This window comes from Streptacidiphilus jeojiensis, assembly GCF_042510965.1.
Taxonomy (GTDB): Bacteria; Actinomycetota; Actinomycetes; order Streptomycetales; family Streptomycetaceae; genus Streptacidiphilus; species Streptacidiphilus jeojiensis.
The window spans coordinates 668,557-680,518 of sequence record NZ_JBEUKS010000001.1; the positions used below are offsets into that span (position 1 = coordinate 668,557).

Annotated in this window: 12 protein-coding genes; 7 read left to right on the plus strand and 5 right to left on the minus strand. The window is 71.7% G+C overall.

Features of this window, described 5'->3' with window-relative positions; translation table 11 throughout:
* The first annotated feature begins 25 nt into the window (after window positions 1–25).
* From ABUW04_RS03005 to ABUW04_RS03025, 5 genes are read left to right on the plus strand one after another with little or no spacing between them, the layout of a single operon-like run.
* A complete protein-coding gene (locus ABUW04_RS03005; protein WP_030258377.1) occupies window positions 26–1,318 on the plus strand; it encodes a cytochrome P450 in 1,293 nt (430 codons plus the stop codon).
* On the plus strand, window positions 1,318–1,527 hold the full coding sequence (locus ABUW04_RS03010) for a ferredoxin (protein ID WP_030258379.1): 210 nt from the start codon (window positions 1,318–1,320) through the stop codon (window positions 1,525–1,527). Before ABUW04_RS03005 ends, ABUW04_RS03010 begins: the two co-directional genes overlap by 1 nt.
* Window positions 1,524–1,916: a Zn-ribbon domain-containing OB-fold protein gene (locus ABUW04_RS03015; RefSeq protein WP_380562399.1), complete on the plus strand. Its 393-nt coding sequence runs from the start codon at window positions 1,524–1,526 to the stop codon at window positions 1,914–1,916. The genes ABUW04_RS03010 and ABUW04_RS03015 overlap by 4 nt, the downstream gene beginning before the upstream one ends.
* Before the next feature lie 15 nt (window positions 1,917–1,931).
* On the plus strand, window positions 1,932–3,080 hold the full coding sequence (locus ABUW04_RS03020; protein ID WP_380562401.1) for a thiolase family protein: 1,149 nt from the start codon (window positions 1,932–1,934) through the stop codon (window positions 3,078–3,080).
* A complete protein-coding gene (locus ABUW04_RS03025) occupies window positions 3,077–4,306 on the plus strand; it encodes a CaiB/BaiF CoA transferase family protein (RefSeq protein ID WP_380562403.1) in 1,230 nt (409 codons plus the stop codon). Before ABUW04_RS03020 ends, ABUW04_RS03025 begins: the two co-directional genes overlap by 4 nt.
* A gap of 41 nt (window positions 4,307–4,347) precedes the next feature.
* Here the strand turns inward: ABUW04_RS03025 and ABUW04_RS03030 are convergent, their stop codons facing one another.
* Both ABUW04_RS03030 and ABUW04_RS03035 read right to left on the minus strand, forming a co-directional pair.
* Complete coding sequence (locus ABUW04_RS03030; protein WP_380562405.1) at window positions 4,348–5,157, minus strand: NAD(P)-dependent oxidoreductase; 810 nt, start codon at window positions 5,155–5,157, stop codon at window positions 4,348–4,350.
* A gap of 22 nt (window positions 5,158–5,179) precedes the next feature.
* Window positions 5,180–6,379 (minus strand): cytochrome P450, encoded by a 1,200-nt coding sequence (locus ABUW04_RS03035; RefSeq protein WP_380562407.1) that lies wholly within the window; start codon window positions 6,377–6,379, stop codon window positions 5,180–5,182.
* A 139-nt stretch (window positions 6,380–6,518) separates the two neighbouring features.
* On the opposite strand from ABUW04_RS03035, the gene ABUW04_RS03040 reads away from it, so the two are divergent.
* Entirely contained in the window at window positions 6,519–7,304 is a 786-nt protein-coding gene (locus ABUW04_RS03040) for a FadR/GntR family transcriptional regulator (protein WP_380562409.1), read from the plus strand.
* A 55-nt stretch (window positions 7,305–7,359) separates the two neighbouring features.
* On the opposite strand, the gene dmpG is transcribed toward ABUW04_RS03040, so the two are convergent.
* From dmpG to ABUW04_RS03055, 3 genes are read right to left on the minus strand one after another with little or no spacing between them, the layout of a single operon-like run.
* Window positions 7,360–8,367: a 4-hydroxy-2-oxovalerate aldolase gene (gene dmpG, locus ABUW04_RS03045; RefSeq protein ID WP_380562411.1), complete on the minus strand. Its 1,008-nt coding sequence runs from the start codon at window positions 8,365–8,367 to the stop codon at window positions 7,360–7,362.
* On the minus strand, window positions 8,364–9,329 hold the full coding sequence (locus ABUW04_RS03050) for an acetaldehyde dehydrogenase (acetylating) (RefSeq protein WP_380562413.1): 966 nt from the start codon (window positions 9,327–9,329) through the stop codon (window positions 8,364–8,366). Before ABUW04_RS03050 ends, dmpG begins: the two co-directional genes overlap by 4 nt.
* Window positions 9,326–10,162 carry a 2-keto-4-pentenoate hydratase gene (locus ABUW04_RS03055; RefSeq protein WP_037596311.1) on the minus strand — a complete coding sequence of 279 codons (837 nt, stop codon included), beginning with the start codon at window positions 10,160–10,162 and terminating at the stop codon, window positions 9,326–9,328. The genes ABUW04_RS03050 and ABUW04_RS03055 overlap by 4 nt, the downstream gene beginning before the upstream one ends.
* A 327-nt stretch (window positions 10,163–10,489) precedes the next feature.
* Here ABUW04_RS03055 and ABUW04_RS03060 point away from each other — a divergent pair, with 327 nt between their 5' ends.
* Entirely contained in the window at window positions 10,490–11,959 is a 1,470-nt protein-coding gene (locus ABUW04_RS03060) for an MFS transporter (protein ID WP_380562415.1), read from the plus strand.
* Window positions 11,960–11,962: the final 3 nt, after the last annotated feature.

Consider the following 11,962-nt stretch of genomic DNA (forward strand, 5'->3'; position numbering starts at 1 on the left):
GCACGCCGCAAGGAAAGGGGTACGGATGAGCACCGTGAAGATCGACCCGACGGAGATCGACTACTTCACCGACGCCGCAGTGGCGGCTGACTCAGTGCCTTACTTCGACCACATGCTCGCCGACCACCCGGTCTGGCGCGAGGAGAAGTACGGAGTCGTCATCGTCACCGGGTACGAGGAGGCCCTCCAGGTCTACCACCACCCCGAGGTCTACTCCTCGATCAACCGGACCGGCGGGCCCGTCCTGGACCTCCCCTTCGAACTGGTCGGCGAGGACCTCACCGACCTCCTCGAACAGCACCGCGCGCACTTCCCGCAGAACGACCAGATGGTCACCTTCGACCCGCCGATGCACACCGACCACCGCGCCCTGCTGATGGGACTGATCACCCCCAAGCGGCTGAAGGAGAACGAGGAGTTCCTCAAGCGCACCGCCGACCGCTTCCTGGACGAGCTGCTGCCCCAGGGGCACTGCGAGTTCATCTGGGACTACAGCAAGCGCTACGCGGTGCTGGCCGTCGCCGACCTGCTCGGGGTCCCCGAGTCGGACCACCCGATGCTGATCGAACTCCTCGCCACCCGGCAGGGCCCGATCCTGGGCAACCTCAACCTCCAGGTGGCCCACCACAACAGCCTCGAACGGCTCTACGACTACTTCATCGAGAAGATCGAAGAGCGCCGGGAGAACCCGACCGGCGACATCCTCACCGGGATGTCCCTGGCCACCTTCCCGGACGGCACCCTCCCCGAGCCGATCGACGTCGCCCGGATCGCCTCCAACCTCTTCGCCGCCGGCAACGAGACCACCGTCCAGCTCCTCGGCGTCGCCCTGGCCCGGATCGCAGGGGACCAGGAGCTGCAGGACCTGCTGCGCCGCGAGCCGGCGCTGGTCCCCAAGTTCATCGAGGAGGCGCTGCGGATCGAGGCGCCGATCAAGGGCTCCTTCCGGCTCACCAAGGTGGCCACCAGCATCGGCGGCCTGGACCTGGAGCCGGGAACCGTCGTGCTGCTGCTGCACGGTGCGGCCGGCCGCGACCCGCGGATCTTCGACAACCCGGCCGAGTTCGACGTCAAGCGGGCCAACGCCCGCCAGCACCTCGCCTTCGGCCGCGGCATCCACACCTGCCCCGGTGCCCCGCTGGCCCGCGCCGAGGCGGTCTTCTCCATCCAGCGCCTGCTCGAACGCACCGAGCGGATCTCCATCTCGGAGCAGCACCACGGCCCGGCGGAGGACCGCCGCTGGGACCTGATGGCCAGCTACAAGTTCCGCGGCCACAACCACCTGTACCTCGACTACACCGAGCGGGAGGCCCAGTGATGGCCGGTGAGCTCACCGTGGACCGCGACCGCTGCATGGGGTCCGGGCAGTGCACCTTCTACGCACCCAACACCTTCGACCTCGACGACCTGAGCATCGCGGTCGTCATCGACCAGCACGGCGACGGCGAGGACGAGATCAAGATGGCGATCGACGTCTGCCCCACCCGGTCCATCGCCCGCAGCGGCGCCAACGGAGGACAGGCATGACGCCCAGCACCGAGGTCCCGGTCTCCGCACCGATCGCGGACCTGGAGACCGACAGCCTGCTGGGGACCTTCCCCGAGGGCCCGCGCCTGGTCGGCACCGAGTGCGGCCAGTGCGGCCGGACCATGATCGGCACCCGGGTGGTCTGCAGCTCCTGCGTCAGCCGCGAGGTCTCCCGGGTCGCGCTCCCCAGCACCGGCGTCCTCTACTCCTTCACCCGGCTGCACGTCGGCGTCGAGGGCGTCCGGCCCATCGGCTACATCGACCTCGACGACGACGTCCGCACCCTCGCCGACCTCCGCGAGGGCGACACGCCGCTGCAACCGGGCATCCCGGTCGCCCTCGGCGTCGAGGGCGACCAGTGGTTCTTCGCGCCGGTCGCCGGCGAGTGAGAAGGAGACAACCCCATGACTGAGAACGTGTTCGTGATATCGGCGGCGATGATCCCCTTCGGCAAGCACCGGAGCTCGTCCTACGTCGGCCTCGCCGTGTCCCCGCTGATCGACGCCCTGCAGGGCGCCGGCATCCAGAAGTCCGACGTCGACGCCGTCTACGTGGGCCACTCCTACGGCGGCATGATGACCGGTCAGCGGATCACCAAGGAGATCGGCCTGGGCACCGTGCCGACCGTCAACGTCGACAACGCCTGCTCCAGCGGCGCCACCGCGATGCACGAGGCCTGGACCGCGATCAACCAGGGCCTGATCGACGTCGCCGTGGTCATCGGCGTGGAGAAGCTGACCCAGTTCGGCGGCGGCGCCCTTCCGCTCTCCCCCGAGGACCGCGAGGTCAAGCAGGGCCTGATCATGCCCGCCGTCTACGCCATGCGGGCCACCCGCTACCTCTACGAGAGCGAGGCCACCGTCGAGGACCTGGCCCGCGTCAGCGTCAAGGCCCGCAGGCACGGCGCGCTCAACCCCTTCGCGCAGTTCCGCAAGGAGGTGACGGTCGAGGAGGTGCTCGCGGCCCGGCCGGTCGCCGACCCGCTCACCCTGCTGATGTGCTGCCCGACCGGCGACGGCGCGGCCGTGGTGGTCCTCGCCTCGGAGCGGGCCCGGGCCCGCCTCGGCGCCCCCAACGGGATGCGGGTGGCCGCCTCGGTGCTGCACTCGGGCCAGGTCGAGGAGGGGTTCCGCGACATGACCAAGCCCGAGATCAGCTACCAGTCCGCCCGCGACGCCTACGCCCAGGCCGGCATCGGACCCGAGGACCTCGACATGATCGAGCTCCACGACGCGTTCTCGATCGCCGAATTGGTCTACTACGAGGCCTTCGGCCTGACCGAGAAGCACAGCGCGGTCGCGCTGCTGCGCGACGGCCGGACCACCTTCGGCGGCGACGTAGTGGTCAACCCCAGCGGCGGACTGCTCGCCAAGGGCCACCCGGTCGGCGCCAGCGGCGTCGCCCAGATCGCCGAGGCCTTCTGGCAGCTCACCGACCAGGCCGGCGCACGCCAGATCGAGGACGCCCGCTGGGCGCTGACCCATGTCACCGGCGGCGGCACCGCCGGCCTGGACCACGGTGCCTGCACCATTCACATCTTCGAGGCCGCATGACGACCGACGAGCGCCCGCCCCTGGAAGGGCTGCGGGTCATCGACCTGACCACCTTCCTCTCGGGGCCCTCGGCGACCCAGCTGCTCGGGGACCTGGGCGCGGACATCATCAAGGTCGAGTCGCTCGACGGCGACTCCAGCCGCGCCATCGTCGGGCCCACGGTCGAGGGCGAGAGCGCCTACTTCCTGGCCAACAACCGAAACAAGCGCGGCATCGCGGTGGACCTGAAGACGCCGCGCGGGCTCGATGTGCTGATGCGGCTGATCGCCGGCGCCGACATCGTGATCGAGAACTTCCGGCCCGGCGTCACCGCCCGGCTGGGACTGGACCCAGAGACGGTCACCGCGAAGCACCCCGCACTGATCTGGGCCTCCATCAGCGGGTTCGGACAGGAGGGACCATTGCGGGACCGTCCGGCCTACGACATGGTGGTCCAGGCCCTGGGCGGAGTGATGAGCCTGAACGGCCACCCGGGCGCCCCGGCCGCACGGCTCGGCATCCCGGCCGGCGACGTGGTGGCGGGACTGTACGCGGTGATCGGCGTGCTGTCCGCGGTGCAGGCCCGCCACGAGACCGGCCGCGGCCGCATCGTCGACGTCTCCATGCTCCGCGGCCAGCTGGCGATGCTCTCCTACCAGGCCCTCTACACCTACCTCAGGGGCGTGGCCCCGGGGCCGCAGGGCGCAGGCCACGACTCCATCGCCACCTACCGCTCGTTCAAGGGCGGCGACGGCCGCGAGCTGGTGGTCACCGCGAACACCCCGCGGATGTGGGAGGGCCTGTGCCGGGTCCTCGGGGTCGACGAGCTGGTCGGCGACCAGCGCTTCGTCGACGCGGCCAGCCGGCTGCGCAACAAGGAGGCGCTCTGGGCGATCCTGGAGGCCCGGTTCGCCGAGCGGCCCGCGGCCGAGTGGGTCGAACTGCTCGCCGCCGCCTCGGTGCCGGTCGCCCCGGTCAGGAACGTCCTGGAGGCGCTGGCCGACGCCCGTGCCGCCGGGGACGGGAGCCTGGTGGTGGTGCAGAAGGACGGGACCGCCTTCGAGAACGTCGCCACCCCGATCCGCTTCGTCAACACCGCCGAGGTCGAACCCAGCTACCCGCCGACCCTGGGCGAGGACACCGTCCGCATCCTGGTCGACGAGCTCGGACTGCCGGAGTCGGAGGTCGCGGCGCTGATCGCCGACCGGGTGGTCGCCGGCGCGTCGCTGGCGGAGCGGGTCGCGTAGGCGCCGGGGAGCCCCACGGCCGTGCGCCGTGGGGCTCCCCCTCAACCGGTGGCGCCGCCACCGAGATCCATGGGTCCTTCGCGGGCCGCCGTCAGCAGCTCCGCCATCTCCAGGCCCGCCTCGGCCGCGGCCTCCGCACAGGCCGCCAGGTCCTTGCGCAGGTACGGAGCGACCGCGGCGACATAGCGTTCCGGCCCGCCGCGGGCCGCGATGTAGCGGGCTGCGGTGCTCCCGCCGCTGCTGACCGCGAGGGCCGCCAGCAGGCTGTCCTCGTCGACGCCCATGGCGCGGCCCGCCTGTAGCCCGCGCAGGGTCAGCTGGGTGACCCCGGCGAAGAGCAGGTTGTTGAGCAGCTTCACCTGCAGCGCCGAGCCCCGGGCCCCGGTCGCGAGGACGGGGTCGGCGTAGGCGCTGACGATGTGACGCGCCGTCGCTACGTGCTCGGGCTCGCCGCCGAGGTAGACGGTCAGCCGCCCGTCGCGGACCGCCTGCGCCGTTCCGCTGAAGGCGGCGTCCACGATCGCCGCCCTGCCGGTGGGCGACGCCTCGTCCAGACGGCGCAGCGTCGCCGGCAGGCCGGTGGTGTGCGACACCAGCACCGCGTGGGCGTCCATGGCCGCGACGACCCCGGGCAGCACGTCGAGCACCTGGGCGTCGCTGAACAGGCAGCTGACCACGGCGTCGGAGTCGGCGATGTCGGGCGGCCTGTCGACGAGCTCAGCGCCGGCAGCGGCGAGCCGGGCCCGGACCTCGGGCCGTCGCGCGTAGGCACGCACCCGGTGACCGGCCGTCAGCAGGCGCTCCAGCATGGGTTCGCCGATGCTGCCCGCGCCGACGAACCCGATCGTCATGTCGTGACTCATCGTCAGAGCCTCACCACTCCAGCCGGAGCGACTGGAGGCCGTACATGTTGCCGTGCTGCCGCAGTTCCTGACCGGGTGCGACGCGGTAGTCGGGGATGCGCCGGTGCCACTCCCTGACCGCTGTGGTGAGTTCGAGGCGGGCCAGGTGCGAGCCCAGGCAGCGGTGCGGGCCCGAGCCGAACGCGATGTGGTTGGTGCTGCTGCGGTGCAGGTCCACCTCCAGCGGGTTCTCGTAGCGGTGCGGGTCGCGGTTGGTGACCGCGAGCGGGAGCATCACCATCTCGCCCGCCCTGACCGGACAGCCGGCGATCTCGACGTCCCTGGTCGCCTTGCGCGCCGGGACGACGAACGAGTAGACGCGCAGGATCTCCTCCACCCCGCCGGCGATGAGTGCGGGGTCGGCGACGATCTCGGCACGCTGTTCCGGATGCGTGGCGAAGTGGTACAGCGCCCAGCCGATCGAGATCGGGACCGTGTCGAAGCCGGCCTGGAACATCAGGATGCAGAAGGCGTGCATGTCCCGGTCGCTGATCGGCTGGTCGTCGATCGTCCAGGCCATGGCGTGGGACAGCAGGTCGTCGCGCGGGGCCCTGCGGCGCAGGGCGATCTGTTCGTCGAAGTAGGCCGAGACGGCCTGCATGGCGCTCAACTGCCGGCTGCCCTGCGGGTCCTCGGCGTGGGAGAGGTGCAGCAGGTCGTGGATCCAGGCGAGGAAGGTGGGCAGGTCCTCCTCGGGCAGGCCCATCAGACGCATGAAGATCAGGGTCGGGAAGCGGCGCGCGAAGTCGTCGAGCACGTCGGCACCGCCCCGGTCGGCGAGGGCGTCGATCAGCTCCGTCGCGGTGCGGCGGATCTCCGGTTCCCGGGCGGCGACGGCGGCCGGGGAGAAGTAACGGCCGAGCAGGCGACGCCACGCGGTGTGCTCGGGCGGGTCCAGCATCTCGGGGATCCACAGGAACTTCGGGTCCGGTTCGAGCGCCGTCACCGAGGTGTTGGAGAAGGTCTGCCAGTCCTGCAGCGCCCGCTGCACGGCCGGGCCGTCGGTGGCCACCCAGTAGCCGCCGGCGACCGTGCTGCGGAACCCGGTGTGGGTGCCGGCCAGCTCGTCCCAGCGCTGCAGATGGCTGAGGACCGGGCCGTCGAGCCGGTTGTCGAAGTAGAAGGCGGGCAGACCGTCATGGGTACCGTCGGGTTCGAGGGTCGTACTCATCGCCACTCCGCTCTCCAGGCGTTCTCCGCTTCGCCCATTGTCGGGGCGTGGCTCCGGCAACCCCCGTGCGGTTCCCACTGAGCGGGACGGTGTTCGGTATCCTGGTGACCCTAGTCAACTTTCAGGGAAGGCGGGTCCCATGGTGCAGGCCGACGCCCGACGGCTCGACGAAGGACCGCTCGACAGCGCGTTGGCCGCCAGTGTCCGGGCTCCGAAGACCGGAGAGCTCGTGGCCCGACGTCTGCGCCGCATGATCGCCGACGGTGAGCTGAAGAACGGCGACTTCCTCCCACACGAGGCGCAACTGCTGGAGCACTTCGGGGTGTCCCGGCCCACCCTGCGCGAGGCGGTGCGGGTGCTGGAGTCGGAGGGGCTGGTCGAGCTGCGGCGCGGCTCGCGCACCGGGGCGCGGGTGCGCATCCCGGGGCCGGAGGCGGTGGCGCTGCCGGCCGCGCTGCAACTGCAGATCGGTGGCGCCACGCTCGCCGACGTCTACACCGCGCGCAGCGCGATCGAGCCGACCGCCGCGCGGCTGCTGGCCCTGACCGGGGACGAGGAGCGCTATGCCGCCCTGGAGGCGGCGCTGGAGGGCGAGCGGGCCAATCTCGGCTCCCCGGCCGGTTTCGCGGTCGGCTCGGCCAGGTTCCACCTGCGGATGGTGCAGCTGGCGGGCAATCAGACCCTGGCGCTGATGGCCGGGATGCTGCACGAGATCATCCTGCGGCAGACCCGCAACGCGGTGCGCAGCAGTGGCCGCCCGGGCATGGACGAGCAGGCGCTGAAGTCCTACGAGAAGCTGATCCGGCTGGTGCGCTCCGGGCGGGGCGAGGCGGCCGAGACGTTCTGGCGCAAGCACCTGGCGGCGGCCGACGAGATCGTGCTGGCGGGTCAGGCGGCGACCCGGGTCATCGACATCACGGACTGACGGACTGACCCGTCCGCGGTGCCGGACGGACAGGCACCGCGGACGGGGAAAGAGATCAGTCCTGCTGGGCCGTCAGGTCCAGGGCGATGTCGGTGATCATGTCCTCCTGGCCGCCGACCATGCCGCGGCGTCCGGCCTCGACCAGGATGGAGCGGGTGTCCAGGCCGTAGCGGGCGGCGGCGACCTCGGCGTGGCGCAGGAAGGACGAGTACACGCCCGCGTAGCCGAGGGTGAGGGTCTCCCGGTCCACCCGTACCGGCCGGTCCTGCAGCGGTCGGACCAGGTCCTCGGCGGCGTCCATCAGCGGGAACAGGTCGCAGCCGTGGTCCCAGCCCATCAGGTCGGCCACCGCGACGAAGGCCTCCAGCGGGCAGTTGCCCGCGCCGGCGCCCTGGCCGGCCAGCGAGGCGTCCACCCGCAGCGCGCCGCTCTCCACGGCGACGACGGTGTTGGCCACCCCGAGGGCCAGGTTGTGGTGGGCGTGGATGCCCATCTGGGTCTCGGGTTCCAGCACCCGCCGGTAGGCCAGGAAGCGTTCGCGCACGTCGTCCATGGTCAGTCGGCCGCCGGAGTCGGTGACGTAGACGCACTGGACGCCGTAGGACTCCATCAGCTTGGCCTGGCGGGCCAGTTCCTCCGGCGGTGCCATGTGCGACATCATCAGGAAGCCCGCCACGTCCAGGCCGAGTTCGCGGGCGAAGCCGATGTGCTGGGCGGAGATGTCGGCCTCGGTGCAGTGGGTGGCGATGCGCACCGAGCGGATGCCCAGTGCGGCGGCCTGTTTGAGGTCGTGCAGGGTGCCGATGCCGGGCAGCAGCAGCGTGGTGGGGATCGCGCTGGTGCAGTTGGCGGCGACGGCCTCGATCCACTCCCAGTCGGTGTGGGCGCCGACGCCGTAGTTGACGCTGGAACCGGACAGTCCGTCGCCGTGGGCGATCTCGATGGCGCCCACCCCGGCGGCGTCCAGCGCGGCGGCGATGGCGCCGGCCTGTTCGACGGTGTAGCGGTGGCGGATGGCGTGCATGCCGTCCCGCAGGGTCACGTCCTGCACGTAGAGCTTCACTGCTGTCCGCCCTTCAGCGCGCCGGCGGTGCCCTCGGCGCGCAGCGTAGCGATCCGTTCCGCCGTGCGCAGTGCGGCGGAGGTCATGATGTCCAGGTTTCCGGCGTAGGCCGGCAGGTAGTGGGCCGCGCCCTCGACCTCCAGGAAGACCGACACCTTGACCGGGTGTTCGGCGCCGGGGGCCAGGCTGCGCAGCGGATCGTCGGCGGCGACCGCGTCGAACTGCACCTTCTGCTTGAGCCGGTAGCCCGGGACGTAGGCCTGGACCTCGCCGATCATCCGCTCCACGCTGGCGGCCACGGCCGCCTCGTCGGCGTCACCGGTGATGCAGTAGACGGTGTCGCGCATGATCAGCGGGGGTTCGGCCGGGTTGAGCACGATGATGGCCTTGCCCTGGGCGGCGCCGCCGACTTTTTCGATCGCGGCCGAGGTGGTCTCGGTGAACTCGTCGATGTTGGCCCGGGTGCCGGGGCCGGCGGACTTGGACGCGATGGAGGCGACGATCTCGGCGTAGTGCACCGGGGTGGCCTGCGCCACGGCCGCCACGATCGGGATGGTGGCCTGGCCGCCGCAGGTGACCATGTTGAGGTTGGTCGCGTCCAGGTGCTCGTCGAGGTTGACCGAGGGGACGACATAGGGGCCGATCGCGGCCGGGGTCAGGTCGATGACGGTGCGTCCGAGGGCGCGCAGCACCCGGTCGTTGTGGCGGTGGGCGCCGGCGGAGGTGGCGTCCAGGACGATCCCGACGTCCTGGAACTCGTCCATGGCGACCAGGGCGTCCACGCCGCCGCTGGTGGTGGCGACGCCGAGGCGGCGGGCCCGGGCCAGGCCGTCGGACTCGGGGTCGATGCCGACCAGCGCGGCCATCTCCAGCCGGTCGGACAGCCGCAGTACCTTGATCATCAGGTCGGTGCCGATGTTGCCCGAGCCGATCACGGCGACCCTGGTCTTGGGAACGGTCATGCTTTCTCCTCCGTATCGGGGTCGGGCGCGGTCCCGAAGCGGACCCGGGCCGAGCCCAGTCCGCTGATCCGTGTCTCGAACAGGTCGCCAGGGGCGGCTTCGACCATGGGTCCGAGTGCTCCGGTGAGCACGACGTCGCCGGCCCGCAGCGGGGCGCCGGCGGCGGCGAGCGTGGCGGCGAGCCACACCGCCGCGTTGACCGGGCCCTCCAGGCAGTCCGAGCCGCGTCCCTCGGACCGCAGCTCGCCGTTGCAGGTCAGCGACATGCGTACCTGGCGTAGGTCGATCGCGCTGAGCGGCACCGGGGCGGCGCCGAGCACGAACAGGCCGCTGGAGGCGTTGTCGGCGATGGTGTCGACGATGCCGATGTCCCAGCCGGCGATGCGGCTGTCGACGATCTCCAGCGCTGGCAGCGCGAAGTCGACGGCCCGCAGCAGGTCGACCACGGTGCAGTCCGGGTGCGGCAGGTCGGCGTTCAGGACCAGCGCGACCTCCGCCTCGACCTTGGGCTGCAGCAGCCGTCCGGCCGGGATCTCGCCGGCGTCCGGCACGGCCATGTCGGCGAACAGGGTGCCGAAGTCGGGCTGGTCGACGCCGAGCTGCCGTTGCACGGCGGCCGAGGTGGCGCCGGTCTTGCGGCCGACGATGCGCCGGCCCCGGGCCAGCGAGCGCTCGGTGTTGATGCGCTGCACGGCGTAGGCGGCCGCCAGGTCGCCGGGGGCGAACCAGTCGCGCACCGGGGGGCAGGGCTGCCCGCTCCGCTCGGCGTGCAGCAGTGCGTCGGCGGCCTTGGCGGCCGCCGGTGGCGGGGCGGGGTCGCGGGGTTCTGCCACGGGCCTTCCTTCCGGGACGGGCTGACGAACAGTCCGGAGTGGCCCCGGTCGGGCCGCCGTCGCGGTCTGCGCGACCACGTCTACCAAGCGTCCGCGCGGCGCGCCCACCGCGCGGCCCGGTGAATGGGACGGGCCCGCACCGTCGGGGGCGGTTCCATTTTGTGTTCCGCTCATCGGGAGAGCCCGGTCGCGCTCCGTTTTCCCGTGGTTACGCTTCCCCCCCCACCCATGGAAGGAGACCGTGATGACCACGGAATCACAGGCGGCCACCCCCGCCGGCGCGATGCTCCCGGGCCTGGTCGACGGCGGTAGACGGGGGGCAGGGCGATGACCGAACTGCAGACCCCGGTCCAGGACGTCGCGGCGGACGACCGGTCGGGCTGGACGCCGCGGCTGGTGCTGTCGCTGGTCTCGCTGGTGCTGATCGTGGAGCTGGTCGCGCTCAGCTACACGGTGACCTCCACGGCCATGCCGTCGATCACCCGGCACTTCCGCACCGACCAGGGCGGCTGGCTGCTCACCTGCTACCTGCTCACCGGCGCGGTGGTCAGCCCGCTGCTGGGCAAGCTGGCGGATCTGCACGGCAAGCGCAAGGTCCTGCTCGGCGCCCTGACCGTGTCCGCGGCCGGGGCGGTGCTCACCGCGCTGGCGCCGACGTACGGGGTGCTGCTGGCCGGGCGCTGCCTGGAGGGCTTCGCCATCTCCGGGATGTTCCTGACCTACTCGCTGATGCGCGACGTCTACCCGCCGCGCACCCTGCCGCTGGCGGCCAGCCTGTCGGTCACCGGCATCGGGCTGTTCGGCGTCGGGGTGCCGTTCCTGGTCGGCTGGCTGCTGGACACCTTCGGCTTCCGCGGGATGTACGCCTTCGACGCGATCGTGATCGCGGTCCTGGGCACGCTGATCCTGCTGTCCACCCCGGAGACCCCGCTGCGGCATCCTGCCCGCACCGACTTCCCCGGCGCGCTGCTGCTCGGCGGCGGGATAGCGCTGGTGCTGGTCGCGGTCAGCCAGGGCGACAGCTGGGGCTGGACCTCGGTGAGCACCCTGGGTCTGATCGCGCTCGGCCTGGTGCTGCTGGCCGGGTTCACCCTGCGCAGCCGCCGGATCACCGAGCCGGTGCTGAACGTGCGTCAGTTCACCCGCCGGCCGATCCTGCTGGCGGCGGTGGTGGGCGCGTCCTCCTACGGGGCCACCATCGTCCCGGCCACCATCCTGCCGGTGCTGGCGCTCACCCCGGCCTCCGCGGGGCGCACCTACGGCCTGGGCATGACGGCGTTCGCCTACGCGGCCATCGCCTCGCCCCAGGCGGTGGCCCAGGTGATCGGCGGGTTCTCGGTGGGCCGGGGGGCGCGGCGGATCTCACCGCGCTGGTTCGCCATCGCGGGCCTGGTGCTGATCGCCGCGGCCGGGCTCTTCCTGCGCTCCTTCCACGCCCACCTGGACACCATCCTGGTCGGGGCGGTCGTCGACGGGCTGGGGGCGGGCCTGGTCTACGGCGCGGTGCCGAACATGGTGATCGCGGAGACACCGCCCGAGGAGCAGGCGTCGATCGCGGGCAGCATCCAGGTCTGCATGAGCGGTTTCTCCAGCATCATCCCGGTGGTGATGTTCACCATCCTGGCCCGCTCGGCGATCGTCTCTCCGGCGGGCGTGCTGTACGCCGAGCCCGGGATCCGGGGCAGTCTGCTGCTGATGGTCGGCCTGGCCGTGGTCGGCGCGGTGCTGGCGCTGACCGTGCTGGGGCCGCGGAGGGCGGGAAAGCTGGTCATGGACACCGCACCTGCGCATAACTAGTAC